Genomic DNA, 23,160 nt, shown 5'->3' with positions numbered 1-23,160 from the left:
CGTGGATGGGAGGGGCACAATAACAATAACGAACCTCAAAGGTGAACAGCGATGATCAAAAAAATAATAGTCGGCCCGCTTCTGGTGGTCGCCGGCACACTGTCTATTCCCGCCTGCGACGCAGGTGAACCGGCCTCGCCCGGGCCCGATGATCAAGTGTTTCTGAATTACGATCAGGAAAATGGCACTGCGCAAGTGAGCAACAGTGCCGGTGGCGACTATTTCGTGCAGCTCAAAGACAATCCCCCGGAGCGGGTACCCGGCGTTTTCGGCAATGCCTTCCGATCCGACGGTTACTCCACCTGGGTAACCGGTCCACTCAATCTGGACGGGTTGGAAAGTTTCTCTGTCTCCACCTGGATTGCCCTGGAGAGTTACCCCTCCACCGTAGAAGGTGCCCACCAGAATTCTGCATTGCTCCATAGCTGGAAAGACAACCGCGGTTTTCGTCTGGGCATGGATACCTACGGCAATTGGTGGCTGGACGTAAACCTGGGCGGGGCCATTGAGCGCCTGCAGGCACCGGATGTGTTTCCGCTCTATGAATGGAGTCATGTGGCAGCGGCGGTCGACAATGGGGCGCTGAAGCTGTTTCTCAACGGCGATCCGGTTGCGCTGCGCCAGGTAAGCGCAGCTCCGCTGCAAGGGTCTTCCGCCAATCAACTCATTATTGCGCGCAGCGACGCACCGCAGATGTCCCACGGGGTGTTTGAGGTCAATGCCATCAATGCCGCCTACGATGATACCCGGATTACCGCTGCGGCCCGCAGCGATACCGATATAGCGGACGAAGCGGCAGCCGGTGCCGGCGCGTCCTGGCAGGCATCCATTGCGGTGCCGGCGACGCGCTTTGCCGACGACCTGCACCGCCCCCGGATTCACGCCATGCCACCGGCCAACTGGACCAATGAGCCGCACGGTATGGTGGAGAAGGACGGGCGCTATCACCTGTTCTACCAGCGCACGCCCAATGGTCCTTACAAGTGGATGATGCACTGGGGCCATATGTGGTCAGATGACTTGGTCAATTGGGTGGATGCCAAGGATGCGCTTTATCCGCAGCCAAACAGCAGTGGCGTATTTGGTCTCGGCAGCAAGGGAATCTGGTCTGGCGATGTGGTGATGGACAAGGGGGTGGCTCACGCTTTCTATACCACGGTCAATTACGATGGGCAGTTTGATCAGGGTATCGCCCGGGCAACCAGCACAGACATCGATCTGGAAAGCTGGCAGCGCCGCGGCGGCATCATCGACAAAAACACGCCCAACCCCGGCGGCATTGCCGATTTCCGCGATCCTTACCTGTGGCGCGACGGCGACCGTTGGCACATGCTCATCGGCGCCGCCATGGGCAGTGCCGGCGGAGTCGAGTATTACACCACCGACGATCTCGATGCAGACAACTGGCAGCGTGCGGCGAGGCCATTTTCCAGTCTGCCTTTTACGGAAATGGATCCGAGTTCCGCGATCTGGGAAATGCCGGTGTTCGAATATATCGGTGAGCACAATGGTGTGGATAAATACGCGCTGGTAGTAAGCCCCATCGGCGGGTCCATGCGCAAGAACGATGCGCCCTTTGTGCGTAGTGTGTATTGGACCGGAACCTGGTCGCTGGACGGCAACGGCGAGGGGCAGTTTGTGCCGGACAGCGCGGAGCCAAAATTCCTTGACCTGATTCACGGCCACCTGTCGCCCGCCGTGGCGAGACAGAATGGAGAGCCGGTGGCCATCGGCATCGTCGACGAACGCAGCAGCTCGGAAATGCAGAATACCCAGGGCTGGGCACACACCTTCAGCCTGCCGCGGATATGGTCACTGGGGGACGACGGCCAAACCCTATGGCAGCGCCCGCACCCACAACTGCAATCCCTGCGAGATACCGCAGAGCTGCAGCAATGGGGCGTGCAGACCGTCAACGGCGAGTTGCTGCTGGTGGATGCCGGTCACCTTTATGAGCTGGAGGTCGAGCTGGCGGAGCCTCTGGCGGAGCAGACGTTTGGTTTCAATCTGGCCACCTCGCCGGATGGCGACGAAACAACGCGGATCTACCTGCAGGGTGGCACCATCACCATCGATAAGCGGCAATCCAGCAACAACACAGCGCAGGAAGAGCTGCGACAGTACAGTGCGGATTACGATGTCGCCGCCTTCGGTGCACCCCAGTTCTTGCGCCTCTATGTGGACCACTCCGTGGTCACGGTGTTTATCAATGATCGCGCGGTTTTCTCCAACCGTATCTACCCCACTCGCGCCGACAGCACTGGCCTGTCTCTGTTCAGCGATGGCGATGTGGCACTGGCGGAAGCCAGCTGGTACCCGCTGCGGCCGATTTCGCGCAATGTGGGCCCGAGCGCTACCCTGATCAGCGATGGTCATATCGGCGAGGGATTGGAGAGCGGGGAACGGATTACCGTTGAAATCCGCAACGACCTTCTGCTCCCGGACCTGGATCAGGCGCAGTGGCAGTTGATGAACCTGCCGGCCGGAGTCGATCTCGGAACCATAACGCGGATTGACGATACCCATGTGGAGTTGACTTTGTCTGGCAACGCCAGTGAGGATTATGACACTGATATCACCAATGTGGTTCTGGATATCCCCGCAGCGGCATTGCAGAAATCCGACCGGAATATCCAGGCCGGCGGCGTTGTGTTCACTGCCGAACTTGAGCCGGCGACCAGCCTCACCCTGTCCTCGGGCGGGACCATCCGGGAAGGCAGTGAAGACGGGGCGGAAATTACTGTCCGGGTGGAAAACAACAGCTTCTCCCTGCCGCTTGACGAGGCGCACTGGCAGCTCGACGGTATACCGGATGGCTTGGGTTATACGCTGGTTCGGGTGGATTCCCAAACGGTAAAGATACAGCTGACTGGCCAAGCTGCCGATTACGATTCCGATATCGACAATATCAGTCTCACCGTCGATCCTGCGGCATTCGTTCATCCCGACCCGGAATTGCACGGGGCCTCACCCACCGGTAGTGGCGGCGTGGTGTTTGAGGCGGTCAGCGGGAGTCTTGTTTACGACTTCGAGAGCGGCGACCTCGGCAACTGGTGCCTGATGTCCGGCAGCGCTTTCTCCCAGGCGGCCGTGGTCAGCGATGTGCAATGGCACGGAGGAAATTTTGACCACCAGGGGGTGTTCCACCTTTGGGGTTTTGCCGCGGAAGGTGACGGCGCTACGGGCTTGATGCGCACCGGAAATTTTGTGTTGGAGGGCGACGGACAGATCCGTATGCTGATCTCTGGCGGTGCCGACAGTATCAATCTCTACGCGGCGCTGCGCCGCACCGATGATGATGCCGATCTGATACGGGCCACTGGCCACAACTCCGAAACCTATGTCGAAGTTGTGTGGGATGCGTCGGCGTATATCGGCGAGCAGCTGTATATCGAACTGCAGGATAGCGCTCAGGGCGGCTGGGGGCATATCAATCTGGACAATCTGCGCGTTCCCGTAGCGGACAGCGCCGATGGGCTTATGCCATCGGCGAACGTCTATCCGCTGGAAACCATCTCTGCAGCACCCGCGAGCCTGAATCTTACTCAGGGAGAAACAGTGCAGATAGCGCTGGACCTACAGCCCGCCTTTGCCTGCAGCCAGCCCATTTTGTGGCAGAGCACAGATACCTCTGTGGCCACGGTCGGTGACGGCTTGGTGACTGCAGTAGCGAGCGGCAGTACCACGATATTGGCGCAGAGCGCGGATGCTACCGCGAGCACTTCGATCCCGGTACTGGTCGGTGCTGCGCCGGAGGCCGGCGACGAGCTGCACTGGGATTTCGAAAATGGTGATCTGAGCGGTTGGCAACTGGAGGGCGACGCCTTCAACGTTGCGGATATCTCCACAGCGACTACCTTTTGGGACGGAGTGCCCTTCAATCACCAGGGGCAGCGCCACCTGTGGGGTTTTCAGGATGGGGGCGACGGCGGTATCGGGCGCATGATCAGCGATGAGTTCCTACTCGGTGGCGACGGCCGGGTCTGCTTCCTGATTTCCGGCGGCAATCAGCCGGACGCCCTGTACCTGGCGCTGGAGCGTGTGGCGGACGGTGCGGAGCTGATGCGCACCACAGGCCACGACAGCGAGGCGTATCGCGAGCACTGTTTCGATGCCGCAGCGCATATCGGCGAACGCCTGCGCCTGCAATTGGTCGACAACAGCAGTGGGGGCTTCGGCCATATCAACCTGGATGACGTGCGCATTCCCCTGGAGGGTGGGGGCGCCTGAATCTGGACGGGATCCGTACCCCGCTACAGGCCAGTAAGAATCATCGCTGGAAGCAGCGATCAGCAATAATAAAAAGGCCCCGGCGATTCGTCACCGGGGCCTTTTGGGTTTTGGGATTTGGAAGCTGTTCAGCCTGCCGGCTTGGCCACAGCGAGGCCATCAAATTCCGCATCGCGGTCGTTGCACAGAGCCAGGGCGGAGATGGCCAGGAAGATCACCACCACGGCGCCGAGTACGAAGTAGGCATTGGCGAAACCTATCCGGTCGTACATCATGCCGGCGATCACAGACAGGCCGCTGGCGGCTACCTGAGTGGTGAATTGGAAACCGACCAGATACAGAGTGGAAGACAGGCGCGGGTCAAAATTCCTGGCGATATACTTGAAAATGGCCACCAGCATGATCGGCAGTTCCGCAGCATGCAGCAGCTTGATCACTGAAATCGATATCGGATCGGAGGCAACGCCGGAGCCCAGAATCCGCACAGCCATGATGACCCCGGCCAGCAGCAGGCCGTTCTTGGCGCCGATACGGTTGACGATAAACGGCGCAACGAACATGCCACCGGCCTCGAGAAACACCTGCACCGAGTTCAGGTAGCCGAACATGGCGGTGCCTTCAGCCATGTTATCGAAAAGGGAGGCGAAGTAAACTGGGAACTGCTGATCGTAGACGGAATAGACGCAGGTCACGCCCATCACATAGGTGGCAAAGGCCCAGAAGGTGGGCAGCTTCAGAAGTGCCATGGCATCGCGCATCTGCACTCTTTCCTGGTTTTCCAGTTTGGCTTCCACCTTTTCCGGCGCCTTAACCATGAGTATCGCCAGACAGAAAATCAACGCCGAGGAGCTGGCCAGCCAGAAGTTGATATCCGGATTGATATTGATCAGCGAGCCGGCAAAAAATGTAGCGCAGGCCCACCCCAAGGAACCCCACATGCGCGCCTTGCCGAATTCAAAGCCGGTCAGGCGGCCGCAGCGGTCGATATAGGTTTCCAGGGCACCCACACCGGACATGAATGCCAGCGCGAAATAGCAGGCGCCGATGGAAACGCCCAGGTAAAACTGTGCCTGCAGCAGCGGCGCATACACGAAGATGAAAAAGGGACCGGACCCCAGGAGGAGGAATCCGACAGTGTAGAGCAGGTTTTTCCTCAGCTGCAGCTTGTCTTGCAGATAGCCGTAGCAGGGCATCACCAGCAGGGCCGCTAAGGCATTGATGCTGAAAATCACTCCGGTTTGTTCGCCACCGAGGCCGACGATTCGGTTCAGCCAGATGGGAAACAGGGAAAAGGCGAATGACCAAGTGAGGAAGAACGCAAACAGCGCGGTACTCAATAGCCAGTAGTTGCGGGTGGAGGTTTTCATCATCGCTGGACTCTCGGTTGTTATCGTTTTTTATCGAAACCCGGTGGACCCCCTTACGATGAGATCGCCACCGATTCTGAACTGCTTCTGTTTCTGCCTCTTGCCATTCTTCAACTCACCGGGTTCCGTCTGGTCACCGATAGCCAGCTCCGCCGCCAGCTCTCCCATGCGGAAGTAAGGCAGAGAGACGGTTGTCAGCTTGGGCACCAGGTTTTCCGCAATCATGCGGTAGTTGTCGTAACCGACAATGGATAAATCGCCGGGAACCCGAAAGCCCAGGGTGATGGCCTGCATGTAAACGCGCATGGCCATTTTGTCGTTACCGCACAGGATGGCGCTGGGCGCATCCGGGCCATCCAACAGCGCTTTCAACCGCGCCTCCAGGCCGGAAAACTCGTCCTCCGGATCCCGGAACACCCCTGCGACGACCAGCGACGGATCGATCTCGATCCCGCGCTGCTCATGTGCCCGGCGATACCCCCGTGTCCGCAGTGGAGTTGCCGGCATGTCCTCAAACAGGGTGAGGAAGGCAATCCGTTTATGTCCTCGAGCCAGCAGGTGCTCGGTGGCATCGAAGGCCCCCTGCTCATCATCCGGGACGATACTGGGGTAGCCGCTGTGCGCATCGAAGCAGTTCAGCAGGATCAGCGGGCAGCGCTCGAAAGACTGTTTGATCTCCACCTCGCGGTGATACATGGTGGCGAAAATGATGGCCTGGGCGCGCTGCCGGCGAAAGTCCTCCACCAGACTCTGAAAGTTTTTATCGCTGCCGCCGGTCTCGCCAATCAGCAGCAGTTTGCCGTGCCGTTCGCACACACTCTGGATACCCGCCACGATTTCATAGGCGTCCGGGGTGGTGGTCAGGTGATCGGTAATCAGGCTCACCAACCCCGTCTCCTTGCCCCGCAGAGACTGTGCCGCCGCGGAGGGGTAGTATTCGAGGCGGTTCATGGCCTCCTGCACCCTCTCCCGGGTGCGCGGACTCACCCCCTCAAACCCGCCCAGAATGCGGGACACTGTCTTGACGGAAACGCCGGCCAGCTCAGCCACGTCTTTGATTGAACTCATAGGCTCGCATGTCTATCGATTGAACAAGCCGGCACTATACCCGATTGGAGCCGGGACTCACCAAGTTGGCGCCATCTATTGACAGATACTAAACCCCTATCCGTATAATGTCCAACGGTAGACATTTCGGAATTGGCAATTCCCGGCGGGAAGGAGAATCCGGAGTTTCTTCTGCACACCGGCCCCATGGTGTTGGATGTGCGCTGAAGGCGCGCAAAATCGAAACAAAGCAGATATAAAAAGCAAAATTTATGGAACAAGAATTCGCAACCGCAGGGACTAGCGCCCTCTCAACGCAAGATACACCCACTGAAGCGGTCCGCTCCCACTGGCGTCCCCGCAGGCACTTTGCGCCGGCGCGCAACTGGATGAACGATCCCAATGGCATGGTGTACCTGGACGGGGTCTTCCACCTGCTTTTCCAATACAACCCCGGCGATTCCGTCTGGGGCGATATTCACTGGGGACACGCCACCTCCAGAGACTTGCTGAATTGGGAAGAGCAGCCGGTGGCGCTGGCCTCCGAGCCGGACGGCCTCGGTATGATCTTCTCCGGTGGCGCGGTGGTGGACGGGGAGAATACCTCCGGCTTCCAGCGGGGCGATCGGCCGCCGCTGGTGGCCACCTTTACCCACCACGACAAGCACGAGGTACAGGTGCAGAGCCTGGCGGTCAGCACCGACGGCGGGCAAAGCTGGGAGAAGTATCCCCACAACCCGGTGATCGCCAATCCGGGAATCAAGGATTTCCGCGACCCCAAAGTCATCTGGCACCGGGCCGGCGGCCACTGGGTGATGGTGCTGGCGGTGGGGGACCGGGTGCATTTCTACCGTTCGGGAGACCTGAAAGACTGGGCGCTCGCCGGTGAGTTTGGCCGCACCCGAGGAGCCCATGGTGGCGTCTGGGAGTGCCCGGACCTGTTCCCGCTGCCGGTTCCAGATGGGAAAGAGCGCTGGTGCCTGCTGGTGAGCATCAATCCCGGCGGTCCCAATGGCGGTTCCGCCACCCAGTACTTTATCGGCGATTTCGACGGCGAAGCGTTTGTGCCGGAACATGAGGATATCCGCTGGCTGGATTACGGCACCGACAATTACGCCGGCGTCACCTGGGATGGGCTGCAGAGGGTCGATGATCGCCGGCTATTGATTGGCTGGATGTCTAACTGGCAGTACGCCAACAAAGTGCCCACATCCCTGTGGCGCGGCGCCATGACGATTCCGCGGGAGCTGTCCCTCTACCGGGATCGGGATACCCTGCGCCTCGCCAATGGCCCGGCGCGGGAAGTGGATAAGGCGCGGCGGCGGGTGGCGGCCATGCAACTGCGTGCGGGCAATTCGATATCTCCGCCGGGAGACAGCGCGCTGGACCTGGTCCTGAAAATCGGAGAGGCGCCGGAGCTGGAGCTGGAATTCTCCACCGGCATTGGCGAGCGGCTGCTGCTGGCGCTCTCCGCCGAGCGCGGCGAACTGCTCGTCGACCGGCGCGAATCCGGCTGGATGGAAGAGGGTTTTGGGTGCGAGATTTCCGCCCCGCTGGTGCACGGATTGCACCGGGATAGTGAGCTGCGGATTCTGATCGATGGCAGTTCGATGGAAATCTTTATCGACGGCGGCAAGACGGCGCTTACGGCGCTGTTCTTTTCCAGCGAGCCGCTATCCCGTATGGCATTGCGCCGGACGGCGAGCGCGGCCGTTCCCCTTGCGCTGTATCGCCTGTAAGGACGAGGTGTCCCATGAGTGAGTTGCGCGTTTCCGTTTTTGGCGAGGCCCTGATCGACCTGATCGAAACACCCGGCGGTTACTTCGAGCCCCATGTCGGCGGCTCGCCGTTCAACGTCTGCCGGGGCTTCGCCCGCATGGGGCTGGCCTGCGATTACCTGGCCCCCATCTCCAGTGACAGGATGGGGGAGCGGATTGCGGCTGCCGCGCTGGCGGAGTCGATCAATATCGGCAGGGTGGCCCACTCTCCTCGTCCGACATCGCTGGCGCTGGTTTCCATCGGCAAAGACGGCCAACCGAACTACCGCCTGTATCGGGAAGGCGTCGCGGATCTGGATATCGATACGGAGGCTTTAGTGGAGGCTGTACATCCGCAGTGCCGCCTGTTCCACAGCGGCTCCCTGGCCCTGGTGGCCGAGATGGAGGCCACGCTCGCCGAAGTATTTGCCCGACTGCACGCGCGGGGAGTCCCCGTCAGCATCGACGCCAACCTGCGCAGCGGCGTCGCCCGCGATACGGACGCCTATGTGGCTGCAGTAAAGCGGTTGATCGGCTGCGCCGATATTCTCAAGGTCAGTGACGAAGACCTGCAGTTGCTCGGTGTGCGCGAACCGCTGCGGTTTTGCGAAGCCCTGCTGCGCGACGGGCGAACCCGGCTGGTGGCGTTCACCGAGGGCGCGCTCGGCGCAACCCTGATTTCCCGCCGAGGGCGGGTGCAACAGCCGGCCGCGGTGCCGGAGGTTCTCGGCGATGCGGTGGGGGCGGGCGATACCTTCTTTGCTGTGCTGCTCTCCCACCTGGTGCGGAACGACCTTCTGTTGAACAGCGATGCCGCGCTGGATTCCGCCGCGCTCGAAGCGGCATTGGCTTTTGCCCAGCAGGCGGCGTCGATCAATGTTTCCCGTCGTGGCTGCAATCCGCCCACGCTGGGAGAGGTGCAAAGCGCTCTCGCGGCTGAGAAAGTGTAGGAGTGATCATGTCGGGTTTACAAAGACTGTTCGGATTTCTTTTCCTGGTGCTTGTCACCCCATTGCCTGTTGCAGCGGAAGAGCTGCCGGTGTATCGACAGGATTTCGAGCGGCTGGATGCCGACACCCTGGCGCCGATGCGCCTTCACACGCAGTTTGCCGCGCCGGATTCCGTGCCGGGAGTCGTTGGCAGGGCCTGGCGTAGCGACGGGTTTTCCAGTTGGGCGGAATTGCCGCAAAAAACCGCCAAGGAATTTTCCCTGACCATCTGGCTGGCACTGGAAAGCTATCCGTCGGATCTGGAAGTGCCGGTATCCAGCTTGTCGCCCTCCTCGATTGTCCATCAGTGGGACGACAGAGGCGGCTTCGATATCCATATCGATACCTTCGGACGCTGGGGCGCGCGCCTGCAGACGGATAAAGGAGAAGTGGGTCTGGCAGCCGAAAAAAACTTCCCCCTTTACCAGTGGGTGCAACTGGGGCTGTCCGTAAATGAAGGGGAGGCTGTACTGTATCTCGACGGTAAAACGGTCGCCCGCAAAGCGCTTCCCGCTCCGCTGCGCCCGGCCGGGGTGCCGATTCGCCTGGCGCGCGCGGTCGATGAGGCGGAAATGCTCAATTTCACCGTAAACCGGTTAAACGGCGCGTTCGACGAGTTGCGGCTGTACCGGCGCGGCCTCTCCGCGGCGGAAATGCGGGCGATCCGCGGGCGTTACCCGGACACCATCTCCGCGGAGCTTTCGCTGGCGGTGCCGGAAAGCCGTTTCGCGGGCGATCATCTGCGGCCGCGGCTGCACGCCATGCCTCCTGCCAACTGGTCCAATGAGCCACACGGCTTTGTGAAGGTGGGGGATCTGTGGCACCTCTTCTACCAGCGCACGCCCAATGGTCCCTATAAAACCCAGATGCACTGGGGGCATATGGTGAGCCGGGATTTGTTGCGCTGGGAGAATATCGAAGACGCCCTGTGGCCGGAATTGCAGACCGACAAGTTCGGCTTCGACATGAAGGGCATCTGGTCCGGCGATGTGATCTACGACGGCGGCAAGGCCTTTGCGTTCTACACCAGCGTCAATCACTTTGACCGCCTGAAGGCCAGCAACCCCGGCGTGTCCATGGCGGTGAGCGAAGACCCGGAGCTGCGCCACTGGCGCAAACTGGGGCCAATTATCAACAGCAAATACGTGCGGGATTTCCGCGACCCCTACCTGTTCCGGGACGGCGGCACCTGGCACATGCTGATCGGCGCCGCCCTGAAAAGCGGCGGTGGGCTGGATTACCATGTACTGGAGAAGAGCGAAGAGGGAGGCAACTGGGAGCACCGGCGCCGCTTTGTCAGCGAGCCCTACCGGGAAATGGATATCGGCTCCCTGATCTGGGAGATGCCCGTATTCGAGCCGATATCCGATGACACCCACATCCTGGTGGTAAACCCCATTGGCGGCGAAGTCTCCAAATACGGCGACCCCGCCACCCGCGCGGTCTACTGGATGGGCCGGTGGCGCGACGGACTCTTCCATCCCTACAGCAGCGAACCCAAAAACCTGGATCTGTTGCCCGGACATCTGGCGCCGACCGTGGAGCGCGCCTCGGACGACAGCCTGCGGGCCATCGGCATCGTGGATGAACGGCGCACCCCCCAGGCCCAGGAAGACGCCGGTTGGGCGCATACCTTCAGCTTCCCGCGGCGCTGGCAGTTGCTGGAAGACGGGCGCACGCTGGGCCAGTCGCCTGCCCCGGAACTGACCGCGTTGCGGGGCCGGCCGTTGCTGGAAACCGGGGCTCAGATACTGTCCCGCGAGCCCCGTGAGTTGCTGCGGCCGGAAGGGCCCTATGAGCTGTTGATCGAAGCCGGCGATGACCAGCCGCTGGTGCTGGAGGTGGACCTGCTGGTGTCCCCGGATGAGGAATATACGCGCCTCGGGTTTGATGGCGAGCGCAACACCCTGGTGTTGGACAAAACGCATTCCTCCAAGAGCAGTCAGGGAGAGGGTCCGAACCGCTTACAGGCGGATTACGACAGCGCCGCCTTTGGTCCGATGCGCACACTGCGCATTTTCGTGGATGCCTCGGTGATTGAGGTCTTTATCAACGACGCCGCCGCCTTCTCGTTTCGCAGTTACCCGCAAGACCCGCAGGCGCGGGGTGTGCGCCTGTCGTCGCCAGGAGGTGAGGGACGGCGGGAAAAAGTTACCGTTTGGCCGCTGCACGTGCCCGGAAATCAGCAACCAAATTGAAAAGCTGGTCGCACTTTGGTGTTGACAAGTGCGTGGATATGGAAGAACAATGTCTACCGATGGACATAGGTTTTCCGGAGGGAATGTCCAACGATAGACAAAATTGACTAATAAATTTAAAAAGAATAAGACGCCTCAAGGAGGTATCCCGCGATGAAGAGAGAGTTCGACCGGCTGGTGTTTGTTGTCGCACCCCTGGCTCTGGCTATCAACACTGCAGTGGCACAAGACCCAGATCAGCGGACCGTCGACACGAGTAAGAAGCCACAAAAAGAAGCACTGGAGGAGATCATTGTCACCGGTGTGGTGGAGGAGACCTCCAAGGCCGACGCCACTTTTTCCATCAATACCCTCAACCGGGAAGACATGCAGCGGCTGGCCCCAGTGAGCACCGCGGACCTGCTGCAGAATGTGCCTGGCATCTTTGCGGAGGGCGGCACCGCCGGTGAAGCGGGCAACAATATCACGGTGCGTGGACTGCCGGTCACCGGCGGTTACCGCTACGCGCCCCAGCTGATCGACGGGCTGCCCTGGTACGAGGAGCCCGAAGTCCAGTTCATGAACAACGACGTGGCTGTCCGTGGCGATCTGATGACGGAGCGCGTCGAGGTGGTCAAGGGGGGTACTGGTGGCATTCTCTATTCCAACGGCCTGGGTGCCACCGTCAACCACGTGACCCGTACCGGCGGCCAGGCATTCGAAGGCGCCTACAAGGTGGAGGCCAGCGATTACGGCCTGTTGCGCAACGATTTCTACGTGTCCGGCCCCGCCACCGACAACCTGACCTACGCCCTGGGTGGCTTCTACCGCAACTCCGACGGTATTCGCGATACCGGCTACACCGCGGACGAGGGCGGCCAGTTGCGCGGCAACCTGGTGTTCACCAGTGACGACGAGCGCACCCAAGTGCAGCTGCATGCGCTGTTTATCAACGACCACACCGCCTTCTACCAGAATCTTCCTTTCCAGGTGCCGGCATTCAGTGAGCCGGGAACGCCGGAAGACCCGATCGAAATCAAGCGGGATGAAGTCTGGCCGATCGGCATCGACTTCGCCGACGGCACGGTGGCGTCTCCCTACAATCGCCATTTCAGGATGTTGGGGGAATACGGCGAGCGGGAAATCGATATCGCCGATGGCAACCACGCGGACTTCGACATTTTCACGGTAAAGTTCCGCCACGAACTGGAATCCGGCTGGCGTTTCAATGCCGGCGTGCGCCACACCGTTGGCACCAACGACTTCAACGCCATGTTTACCGGCAACGACTCCACTTCGGCGGCCGAATTCCTCAATGCCCGCTACCAGAACGACATTGTCAGCGCCGCGCACGGTCAGGCCCTGCGCGGCGAATACGATACGGCCAAGCTGAACGGCTTCTTCCAGGTGCCGGAAGACCCCTCCGCGGTATTCCCCGGCATCAGCCGCGACGATTTCGTCAACAACCATGCGCTGGCCCAGTCGGTTGGCGCCTTCTACCTGGATGACGGCAGCCGCGTTGCCGACAATACCGTCCTCAACTTCCTGCTGCCGTTTATCACCGATGTCGAAGCGGAGAGCACCAGTATCGACCTGCAGGTGCAAAAAAGCTTTGAGCTGATGGGCCAGCACGACTTTACTCTTGGCGTTTATGCCAGCGAGTACAAAAACGACCAGGTGCACCAAGCTTCCCTGCTGGTTTCCAGCATGGAGGACCGATCGCGGCTGGTAGAGCTTTACGGCCTGGATACAAACGGCAATCGTGTGGGCCCGAGCCTGACCTACAACGGCGCGATTCTGCCGGGCTTCTTCGGCTACAACTCGGATATCGAGGTCGAGGGCCGGGCGGTGTACCTGCACGACCACTGGGAGTTGCTGGACAGCCGCCTGAAGCTGGACCTGGGTGTGCGCTGGCAGGACCAGGAGTCTGTCGTTGCGCGCCGTAATCGCGAACTGCAGGCAGGCTCCGACAGGACGCCGAACAGCGTAGTGCCCGGTTCAGTTGAAGATACCACGGCCGATAACGAAATTTTCTTGCCCGGTGCACTGCGCACGCACGAGGACACCTTCGAAGGCAGCGGCTGGTCAGTGGGTGCCAACTACTCCTTCTCCGACCGCCTGGCGGTGTACGGCTTGATCTCAAATTCCTTCCGCCTGCCGAGCCTGGAGGACCTGAACGAGTTTCGTGTGGATTCCAGCCGCGACGAAGAGCAGGTGGAGCAGATCTGGCAGTATGAAACCGGTGTGCGTTTCTATACGGATACCTGGGATACCCAGGTGGCGCTCTTCTACAACGATTTCAGCCCGCGGGAAAATATCAGTATCTACCGCGACTTCACCTCCAGCGAGTGTGTGGTCAACGAGGATATTCCCGATATCAACACCTGCCCGGAGGTGCGCGAGTTCTACCGCAAGGGTGTCGAGAACCTCGGTATCGAAGTGGAGGCCACCTGGCAGCCGGTTTTTGCCGAGGGGCTGGAGTTGACCGGTAATGTCGTCTACCAGCAACCGGAAATCGTCGGAGCCAACTACAACGTCGTGCAGGAGCTTACCGAAAACGGTGTAGTGATCGGTTACGAGTTCCGCGAAATCGGCGAAGACGGCCGCACCCCGCGCCGCCTGGCCGACTTTATGTTCAACCTGCAGATGGTGTACGACACCAAGCCTCTCACCGGCCTGCCGTTCAAGCCGTACATGAAGTACACCTACTTCGGCGAGCGCTATTCGGAGTCCCGGGATTTCGACGTCACCCTGTATCCGGCGTACTTCCACGTGGATGCGGGCTTTATCTGGGACTTCAGCCCGAACCTGGCCGCCCAGGTGCACGTCGCCAACCTGACCGACGAGTGGTCGTTCACCGAGGGGGACCCACTGTTCGTGGACCTCAAGGGCCCCAACGGCGCAACCAACCGCGGTGTCGCCCGGCCGCTGTTTGGCCGCACCTGGCGCGCGAGCCTGCACTACAGGTTCTGATGGCTGCGGGAGGATTCACCCCCGTACATTCCATACGGCAAAAAATACTTAGCACGTAACTACTCTCCCCTCCCCCGCTTGCGGGGGAGGGGCTGGGGGAGGGGGCTTCGATCAGCGCCGCCCCCCCCCCCCCCCCCCCCCCCCCGCGGGGGGGGGGGGGGGGGGGGGGGGGGGGGCCCCCCCCCCCCCTCGATCAGCACCCCCCTCTCCCTAACCCTCTCCCCCTAAGGGGGAGAGGGGACTGTTGGGGTGAGTGGTTACCTTAGAACAATAAAAGGAAAACGATTATGTGGCTGAAAAAATTTCCACTGCTCCCGCTCGCCTTGATGCTGGGCGCCTGTAGCAACGATGATGCCGGCCCGCTGCCGGAAAACACTTCCCCGACCTTGGTGGACCCCGGTGTGATCGAGGTTCAGGAGGGCGTCAGGAACCTGACCACAATTGAGGTCTCCGATGCGGAGGGCAACCCGGTCAGTCTGTCGCTTGTCGGCTCCGATGCTGCGGTCTTTTCGATTACTGGAGAAGGGGTGCTGAGCTTCGCCATCCCCACCGACTTCGAGCAGCCCGCGGACGCGGATGGTGACAACACCTACCGGTTTACGGTGATCGCCTCCGACGGATTTTCCGCGGATGCGGAACTTCCCGTGACGGTGGTGGTGACCGACAACGAAGAGGAAATCGAGTCCAACGTCTACGCCAACGTCACCGTCGATGACTCCACTTTTGTTCAGGAAAACATCATCACCAGCTTCGAGTTCCCCGTGTCCATGCAGGCGGAGCCGGAAAAATACGTTGTGACCGGGGTATTCGCCGACCCGGGCATCGCCACCGCGGGATGGAACAGCCTGGAATATCGCCCGGAAATCGTCGATACCGCGGCGCGAATCGGCGAGGTATCCGTGTCCACCTGCGAAATCGGCGGCCTCAGCGGCTGTGACGAGCACGTGGGCAGCATCACCATACTCGATATCGAAGTGACCCACGATTTCATCACCTTCCTGATGTCCGGCGGCAACGGCTCCAACGACCTGGGTGTGGAAGTCATTCTCGCCGCGGACGATACCGTGCTGGCCAGCTATACACCCAACAGCTGCGGCGACGCCTGGCTGAAGGGCGACCAGCATTATGTGCATTTCGATACCAGCGGCCTGATCGGCGAGACCATCAAACTGCGTCTCTACGACAACGAAACCGCCGGCTGCGGTTTCCTGGCCATGGATCACTTCTACCAGACGGACGCCCCCCGTGGTACCAATGCCGGTGCAGCCGTTAAACCGCTGAACCCGAAGAATGTCACCTTTGACGAAACCCAGGGCATGGCGGGGCTGATACCCAATGCCAGCTTCGAAAACCCGCAGGATATGGTGGAGAAGCGCGGTTGGACGGCAAGCGGCTCCTTCGCGGAACCGGGTATCGACAGCTGGGAGGGCACCACAATTGCCGATGACGGCGCCAGGGTGGGGGAGCGCGCAATCAGTACCTGCGAGATGAACGATAACGCCGCGGGCTGTGACGCGCCTGTGGGTTCCGTGATCTCTCCGGCATTCAAAGTTACCCAGGACTACCTCAACTTCCTGATGGGGGGCGGAAACGGCAGCGCGCCGGTGGGCGTGCGTCTGCTGGACACCTTCGGCAACGTTTTGCACACCTATATTCCGAACAGCTGTGGCCCGTCCTATATCGACGGCGATGACGACTGGACGTCGATCGACATGGCGGCGGTGAAAAATGCTTATGTGCAGCTGCAGGTTTTTGACGAAGAAGCCGGCGGTTGCGGATTTGTCAGCGCCGACCATTTCTACCAGGCGGCGGAAGCCTGGAACCCCGCGGACAACGCCATAGACGGCGGCGGCGTAACGCTGACTCCGGCAACGGAAAAGCAGCTCGGCTTCAACGTCACCCTCGGGGAGGATGCCTTCGCCCAGGTGATCGGCGACTTCGACGATGCCACTGCCTCCGACTGGACCGCCACCGGCGACTTTGCCGGCCCGGCGGGCGCCGACGCCTGGCGCGGTGTAAGTGGCGAGGCGCGGGTGGGCGCTATGGCGGTGAGCACCTGCGAACTCAACAACAATGAATTGGGCTGTGATGCGCCCACCGGCACCCTGACTTCCCCGGCGGTGACCGTGGACGCGGAGCGCTCCTACCTGAACTTCCTGATGGCCGGTGGCAACGGCACCGCACCGGTGGGCCTGGAAGTGCTGAGCGCGGCGGACGAGAGTGTTATCGCCTCCTACACGCCCAACTCCTGCGGTCCCGCCGCGATCAATGGCGACGACGACTGGGTGACCATCGACCTCGGCGCCCAGGCCGGCTCCGACGTGAAGATCCGCATCTTTGACAACGAGCCAGGCGGCTGCGGTTTTGTCAGCTTCGACCACGTACATATGAGTTCAGAGCCCCGCAATTAAGTCGGTTTTCAGCCCCTGATCTGCAGGGGTTTTTTTGCGGTACCACTCCAGTGTACCGCGCAATGCGCCCATAAATGGATCGGTGTACGCTTATTGGCGGGTTGGGTTGTGCCTGTCGATTGGATCTCTGATCTGAAATAAAAACGGGCATTTCACACACGGAGAGAAAAATGAGCAAGTACCAACCTACCCCTCTGGCCGCGGCCATCGCGCTGCTGGCAATGGGTTCCGCTGATGCACAGGCCGAGGAGGCCGTAGCGCGGCAGACCACCGAAGCTGTTGAAGAGATCATCGTTACCGGGGTGGCAAAGGAAACCCGCAAGTTCGATGCTACTTTCAATATCAATACCCTCGACAATGAGGACATGAAACAGCTGGCGCCACACGGTACGGCGGATCTGCTGGGGAATATTCCGGGCTTTTTTGCCGAGGGTGGCACCGCCGGCGAAACCCATAACAACGTACTGGTACGAGGCTTGCCCCAGGCCGGCGGTTACCGCTATGTGCCCAACCTGATCGACGGCCTGCCGGTTTACGAAGAGCCCGAAGCGCCGTTTATGAACAACGACGTCTTCATCAAAACCGACCTGATGACCACCAGCGTCGAGGCTGTCAAAGGCGGGCCGGGCGCGGTGCTGTATTCCAATGCCCTGGGCGCGGCGGTGAACTATGTGACCCGTACCGGCAGCCAGACTTTCGAGGGCGAGTACCGGGTAGAAGTGGGGGACTGGGGCCATGTGCGCAACGATTTCTTTGTGGCCGGGCCGATCAACGAAAACTTCACCTACGCTGTGGGCGGCTTCTACCGCCGCGCCGATGGCCGCCGCGATCCGGGCTTTACCGGCAACGAGGGCGGCCAGCTGCGCGGCAATATTCTGTATACCAGCGACGACGGGCGCACCACGGTCAAGGCCCAGGCCCATGTCATCGATGACCAGACCATTTACTACCAGAATATTCCCTTTTCCGTACCCAACAACCGCGCCCCGGGCACCGAGAATGATCCTTTTGAAGTCGACCCGGACAGTGTGCGGAGCCTGGGGGTCGATTTCGGTAGCGGCACCCAGCTTTCCGACAACATCGCCGACTACGCGCTGTTCGATAGCAACGGCGAGCCGCTCGACTTGGATATCCGGGATGGTATCAATCCCGAGTTCGACATTTTCACCCTGGATCTCGCCCACGAACTGGAAAACGGCCTGCGACTTGAAGCCCGTTTCCGCCATACCGACGGCCGCAACGGCTTCAATGCCCTGTTCAACGACCCGCCGGGGGAAACCGCGCGCCTGACTGCGGATCAGTACAGCCGGCTTCAGAGCTTCACCGGCGATCTGGCTACCGCCTACGCCGATGCCACTGCCGTCAAGGCCTACTACTCAGATACGGTGACCGGCACTGACCTGTCCGGCGCTACTGAGGCTCCGGCCATTCTCGCGCACAATATTCCCGTATACGGCAATGTGGATGCCACCAACTTCACCAGTGACTTCCGCGTGAACCAGTCGTTCGATATCGCCAGCAGCACTCACGAGCTGACCCTGGGCGCCTACGGCAGCGACTTCACTTACGATGTGTTTTCCGTATTTGCCAGCGCCTGGAGCGATATCAGCGACAAGGCGCGCAGGGTGGATCTCTATGCGGCGGATGCCAACGAGCAGCAGGTAGGCCCGTCCATCACCAGCGGAGGTATGGATCAGCCGGCCATCTTCGGCCTCGGCGCGGAAGCCTCCATGGAGACCAGAGCCTTCTACCTGCACGATCATATCGCCCTGATGAATGAGCGCCTGAAGCTCGATCTGGGCGTGCGCTGGCAAGAGCTGGACGTGGACCGTGTGACCACCAACTCATTCGACCCGGGCAACACCTCCAACGACTTCACTCCCGGCGACATTGTGGTGGGTTCCACCGACGACACCCTGGCGGACAACTTCGTCAATGTGCCCGATGGCACACCGCAGCAGGCACAGGAAAGTTACGACGCCTATGGCTGGTCTGTCGGCGCCAACTATCTGCTGGTGGAAAATGGCAGCTGGGGCGACGTATCGGTGTTCGGCACCCTATCCGACTCCTTCCGCCTGCCCGGGTTCGAGGACTACATTTTTGGCGGCCCGGCCACCAACCCCAGCACCGGTGAGGTGGCGCGTGGCGACTTGGTGGAAGACATCCAGCAGTTGGAAGGCGGCTTCCGCATTGCACAGGATGAACTGGACCTGGGAGTCTCCCTGTTCTACATCGACTTCAAGGCCAAGGAGAACCTCGGTGCGACCCTGGACGATCTGGATGCCACCGGCTTTGGCAGAGTGGCCTGTAACAGCGTGCCGGCCCCGGCCGATTGCCCGAAAGTGCGCGACAGCTTCCGCCAGAGTCTGACCAACTTCGGCGTTGAGGTGGAGGCCTCCTACGCGCCCTCCGCATTGCCGGGCCTGAACCTGCAGGGCAGCCTCGTATGGCAGGACCCGGAACGGGCACAGGACAAGGCCATTCGCAGCGGTATAGTCGACGTGGACACCGACAACGACGGGGTAAACGACCTGCGCGAGTACGAAGTATCCACTACCGAAGGCCGCCGGCCGCGCCGCCAATCGGAAGTGATGCTGAACTTCCGTCCGTCTTACACCCTGAACGGCATCCCGCTAACCGTCTATGGCCAAGTGCAGTATTTCAGCGAGCGTTTCGCCAGCGATGAGAGCGCCAACGTGACCGTGTACCCCGAGTACACCCAGGTGAACCTCGGCCTGCAGTACGCCGCGACCGAAAACCTGGACCTGCAGTTGCACATCAACAACCTGAACGATGCGGATTCCTTTACCGAGGGTTCCAATATCACCAGCGGACTGGCGTTCAGCGATGGCACTTATACCGGTGTGGCGCGTCCTCTGATGGGCCGCTCCGTGAAAGCGAGCATGAGCTACCGCTTTTGAAAGTACGATTGGCTCAGTCTTCTCGCCCTTAGGGTGGCCATTGGCCACCCCTTTGGGAATACAAAAGCGCCACTCGGACGTGCTGACAAAGTCCGGCCTGATGGTGGCCTCGGCGAGGAGAAGGAAGAAATCTTCGCCGTACTCGGCGATATGCGCGCACGATACCGGCATGCTCACTATCGGCCAGTACCTGCAGCCGAGCAAGCAACACCGCCGGTGTATACCCGGGCGAATTCGAGGAATACGGCCGCTACGCCGAACAAACACGCCGCATGTGGGCCGCTTGCCAGGCTCTCATATCACGCGGACAAACAGGCACATGGAGAAAAGGGCGGCTCGAAAGATAAGCAGGATTCCACTAGGTTCGCGGTCTTCAAGGCGGAGTGATAGTGTTGCTACACAGGGTGAGTGGGGAATGAGAGGGATTCCGCGAACTTTTATAAATTTATGGTAAAAATCGCCTTATAGATTTTTGCTGAAACCCATATTAGCTAACTGATTTTACTAGGCTTTGTTTATAATATTCTGCTGAGCTGCACACTTACGGGTCCGTTTCTGTCAGCGGGAGCCCCGGGAGATAAACTCCACGGCCTTGTCCGGATGGTCGGTGAACAGCCCGTCCACGTTCAGCTGGTCGATAAACAGCTCAAGCAGTCGCTCGAAACTGCCGATCTGTTGGGGGATCTTTTGCGAGTCGGCACGGAAGGTGTAGGGATGCACCACCAGGTTGTTGCGGTGCGCCCGCTGTACCAGGTCGGTAGTTACCACCTGGTTGTCATCAAGGAGGGCGATCATCATCATCAGCCAGGGACCTATAGCATCGGCATAGGTGGCGATTTTTTCCAGGCCGCCGGGTTGCAGCATCCAGTCGTAGTCATAGTTTTCCAGTTTTCCCTGTACCTCTACCTGCTTTTCACTCCACCCCGTTTTGGCGATCAATTGTACGAGGGGCAGGTCCATTTCCAGCTGCGGCATCAGCTCGCGCTTTATCCGCTGGAGTTCCTCGGCGTCGAAGCACTGAAGGTAGATCTTTTTGTTGCGGTCGGTGTAGCCGTATTGCTTGAGTTTGACCAGCGTCAGGACGGCGATATCCCGGCCCTCGCGGCGATGGAAGGCGGGATTTTTAATTTCGGGGTAGATGCCGATATCGTAACCGAGCGTCTTGTTGAGCCCCTGGATCAGTTCGATTTCCTCTTCCAGAGTGGATAACTGGAAGCTGGATTGCCATAGCGGGAAGCGCCGGGGATATTTCGCAGCGATATTGCCGTCCTTATTTCTGAACGCCTCGGTAACTCTCAATCGCTTGAGTTCCGTCAGGGTAAAATCGATGGTGTAGTAGCGCCCGTCCTTGCGCACGCGGCCAGGGAAAACCTGGGCGACATCGGTAATATCATCCAGGTAAATATCGTGCATTACTATCAGCCGGTTGTCTTTGCTCAGCACCAGGTCCTGCTCGATATAGTCCGGCCGCATGGCGTAGGCCAGGGCCTTGGCTTCCAGGGTATGCTCGGGCAGGTAACCGGAAGCGCCGCGGTGCGCGATCACCACGGCGGCATGTGCACTGCCGGCGGCGAGGATGAGGACCAGGGAAAGGCAGAGGGGCAGGGTGCGATGAATCATCTTCTGTACTCTGTTTGTTCGGTGCTCGGGAATTTCGGTATACAGGATCATTGTGACAGGCGATTTACTCAAATCAGCACAAGGCCCAGTAGCGACACCACTGCCATGGCACTTACTCCCTGGATCAGGGTGGCGGTGGTCTGGGCGCGGTAGCCGAGTGTCACGTCCATCTTGCTGAACTGGGTAACCACCCAGAAGTAGCTGTCATTGACGTGGGACACTGTCATGGCGCCGGCACCGATCGCCATGACGGTGAGCACTCTGCCTATCTCGCTGTCCAGTCCCATCTCAAACAGAAGTGGCGCCACCAGTATTGAGGTGGTGGCCATGGCGACGGTGGAGGAGCCCTGGGCGCTTTTCAATGTTGCGGCAACCAGGAAGGGCATAAACAGGCCCATGCTGGAATGAGACAGGGACTGACTGAGCAGGGTGCCGACACCGGAAACTTTCAATACTTCACCGAGAGCGCCGCCGGCACCGGTGATCAACAGCACCGGTGCGGCGGCTTTGATTCCGGCTGCTATATGTTTTGACAATTGCACAATTTTCTGCGGCCCGCGCAGCAGAAAACAGGCCAGTCCCAGGCCCATAAGCAAAGCGTTCAAGGGCTGGCCGAGGAACGTGGCCAGTTGGAGTAGGGCTGGAATATCACTGATCGGGTTACCGGGAAGGTTGGCGATGGAGCCCAGGCACATCAGTACAATGGGTACGAGAATTGGAGCAAATGCAATGGCGGAGTTTGGCAGGCGGCCGTAACGTTCCACCAGTTCCCGGCAATACTCGTCGCTTACTTTGCTGTCCTCGCCGATTTCCAGGTGTACGTCGGCAAACTGTCGCGACCAGATCCATCCGGCCAGTGCTGCCACCGCGGCTACTAGCAACCCCAGTATAATTACCGTGCCGAAGCTGTTGCCCAGGCCCAGGCTGGTGGCCGCAGCGACGGGGCCGGGAGTGGGAGGGACCAGGGTATGGGTTGCGAAGAGCCCTGTGGCCAGCGCTACACTCATGGAACAGTTGGAAACCCGGAGTTTTTCCGCGAGAGAATTTTTCAGCGAGTTCAGGATTATGTAGCCGGAATCGCAGAACACAGGGATGGCGACCAGATAGCCGATAATGGAAACAGCCAGAGTCGGCATCCGCTCTCCCAGCAGCCGGATGGTGGTTTCCGCCATGGTGATGGCAGCGCCGGATCTCTCGAGAATAATGGCGATTACAGTACCCAGCATGATTACCAGGCCGATATAACCGAGTACACTGCCAAAACCGTTGCCGATGACAGTGGCAATACTTGCCACCGGGATGCCATAGACAAAGCCTGCGAGAAAGCTGGCCAGCAGCAGGGTGAGAAAGATGTGCAGCTTGAGCCTAGTGGTTATCAGTATGATAAAACCGACAATGGCGAGCAAAATCAGAATCTGGATCACGCTCTCTCCCAGCCCTGGGGCTAGCCCGGATATCCCACCGCGCCGTTTAAATTGAGTCTTGTCCTTTTGACATCAAAAATTTTCTGTAACGTTCCCGGGTTACAGATCGCTACCGGTCATCGTGGTCCGCAGTGATTGAGCGATTCCGCTGTCGGCAAAATTGCACTGGGGTGGCGCATAACGGGTGTGTTGGGATCGCCTCATCATCCCGGGCGTGATCCCTCCCTTTTGCTATCAATGGCTA

At 60.0% G+C, this 23,160-nt stretch carries 11 protein-coding genes and 1 pseudogene; 8 read left to right on the top strand and 4 right to left on the bottom strand.

Going from position 1 to position 23,160, the window contains the following annotated elements; translation table 11 throughout:
- Positions 1–51: 51 nt before the first annotated feature.
- Complete coding sequence (locus tag FHS09_RS15395) at positions 52–4,230, top strand: GH32 C-terminal domain-containing protein (protein WP_183461501.1); 4,179 nt, start codon at positions 52–54, stop codon at positions 4,228–4,230.
- A 128-nt stretch (positions 4,231–4,358) separates the two neighbouring features.
- Here the strand turns inward: FHS09_RS15395 and FHS09_RS15390 are convergent, their stop codons facing one another.
- Both FHS09_RS15390 and FHS09_RS15385 read right to left on the bottom strand, forming a co-directional pair.
- Entirely contained in the window at positions 4,359–5,600 is a 1,242-nt protein-coding gene (locus FHS09_RS15390) for an MFS transporter (RefSeq protein ID WP_221192037.1), read from the bottom strand.
- A 27-nt stretch (positions 5,601–5,627) separates the two neighbouring features.
- A complete protein-coding gene (locus FHS09_RS15385; protein WP_183461499.1) occupies positions 5,628–6,665 on the bottom strand; it encodes a LacI family DNA-binding transcriptional regulator in 1,038 nt (345 codons plus the stop codon).
- Between the two features lie 251 nt (positions 6,666–6,916).
- Between FHS09_RS15385 and FHS09_RS15380 the strand changes: the two genes are divergently transcribed.
- From FHS09_RS15380 to FHS09_RS22890, 7 genes and pseudogenes are all read left to right on the top strand, one after another.
- Entirely contained in the window at positions 6,917–8,383 is a 1,467-nt protein-coding gene (locus FHS09_RS15380; protein WP_281383163.1) for a glycoside hydrolase family 32 protein, read from the top strand.
- A 14-nt stretch (positions 8,384–8,397) separates the two neighbouring features.
- Positions 8,398–9,351 (top strand): PfkB family carbohydrate kinase, encoded by a 954-nt coding sequence (locus FHS09_RS15375; protein WP_183461494.1) that lies wholly within the window; start codon positions 8,398–8,400, stop codon positions 9,349–9,351.
- 8 nt (positions 9,352–9,359) lie between these two features.
- Complete coding sequence (locus FHS09_RS15370; protein WP_183461492.1) at positions 9,360–11,588, top strand: glycoside hydrolase family 32 protein; 2,229 nt, start codon at positions 9,360–9,362, stop codon at positions 11,586–11,588.
- 153 nt (positions 11,589–11,741) lie between these two features.
- Positions 11,742–14,540: a TonB-dependent receptor gene (locus FHS09_RS15365; RefSeq protein ID WP_183461490.1), complete on the top strand. Its 2,799-nt coding sequence runs from the start codon at positions 11,742–11,744 to the stop codon at positions 14,538–14,540.
- 287 nt (positions 14,541–14,827) lie between these two features.
- On the top strand, positions 14,828–16,951 hold the full coding sequence (locus FHS09_RS15360; RefSeq protein WP_183461488.1) for a cadherin repeat domain-containing protein: 2,124 nt from the start codon (positions 14,828–14,830) through the stop codon (positions 16,949–16,951).
- Between the two features lie 170 nt (positions 16,952–17,121).
- Positions 17,122–19,872, top strand: coding sequence for a TonB-dependent receptor domain-containing protein (locus FHS09_RS15355; RefSeq protein ID WP_183461486.1), 2,751 nt, complete (start codon positions 17,122–17,124; stop codon positions 19,870–19,872).
- Positions 19,873–19,906: 34 nt separating this feature from the next.
- Positions 19,907–20,259: pseudogene (locus FHS09_RS22890) on the top strand (hypothetical protein); the annotation flags it as partial.
- 171 nt (positions 20,260–20,430) lie between these two features.
- On the opposite strand, the gene glpQ reads toward FHS09_RS22890, so the two are convergent.
- Positions 20,431–21,492, bottom strand: coding sequence for a glycerophosphodiester phosphodiesterase (glpQ, locus tag FHS09_RS15350; RefSeq protein ID WP_183461484.1), 1,062 nt, complete (start codon positions 21,490–21,492; stop codon positions 20,431–20,433).
- Between the two features lie 68 nt (positions 21,493–21,560).
- Positions 21,561–22,916 (bottom strand): GntT/GntP/DsdX family permease, encoded by a 1,356-nt coding sequence (locus tag FHS09_RS15345; RefSeq protein ID WP_183461482.1) that lies wholly within the window; start codon positions 22,914–22,916, stop codon positions 21,561–21,563.
- Positions 22,917–23,160: the final 244 nt, after the last annotated feature.

Origin of the sequence: Microbulbifer rhizosphaerae, from assembly GCF_014191725.1 — a bacterium.
Taxonomy (GTDB): Bacteria; Pseudomonadota; Gammaproteobacteria; order Pseudomonadales; family Cellvibrionaceae; genus Microbulbifer; species Microbulbifer rhizosphaerae.
This window is presented reverse-complemented; position numbering and strand designations above follow the sequence as displayed.

Coding starts and splice junctions, on each gene's coding strand:
- glpQ (WP_183461484.1), bottom strand. CDS start 21,492: ATGATTCATCGCACCCTGCCCCTCTGCCTTTCCCTGGTCCTCATCCTC.
- FHS09_RS15365 (WP_183461490.1), top strand. CDS start 11,742: ATGAAGAGAGAGTTCGACCGGCTGGTGTTTGTTGTCGCACCCCTGGCT.
- FHS09_RS15355 (WP_183461486.1), top strand. CDS start 17,122: ATGAGCAAGTACCAACCTACCCCTCTGGCCGCGGCCATCGCGCTGCTG.
- FHS09_RS15370 (WP_183461492.1), top strand. CDS start 9,360: ATGTCGGGTTTACAAAGACTGTTCGGATTTCTTTTCCTGGTGCTTGTC.
- FHS09_RS15360 (WP_183461488.1), top strand. CDS start 14,828: ATGTGGCTGAAAAAATTTCCACTGCTCCCGCTCGCCTTGATGCTGGGC.
- FHS09_RS15380 (WP_281383163.1), top strand. CDS start 6,917: ATGGAACAAGAATTCGCAACCGCAGGGACTAGCGCCCTCTCAACGCAA.
- FHS09_RS15390 (WP_221192037.1), bottom strand. CDS start 5,600: ATGATGAAAACCTCCACCCGCAACTACTGGCTATTGAGTACCGCGCTG.
- FHS09_RS15395 (WP_183461501.1), top strand. CDS start 52: ATGATCAAAAAAATAATAGTCGGCCCGCTTCTGGTGGTCGCCGGCACA.
- FHS09_RS15375 (WP_183461494.1), top strand. CDS start 8,398: ATGAGTGAGTTGCGCGTTTCCGTTTTTGGCGAGGCCCTGATCGACCTG.
- FHS09_RS15385 (WP_183461499.1), bottom strand. CDS start 6,665: ATGAGTTCAATCAAAGACGTGGCTGAGCTGGCCGGCGTTTCCGTCAAG.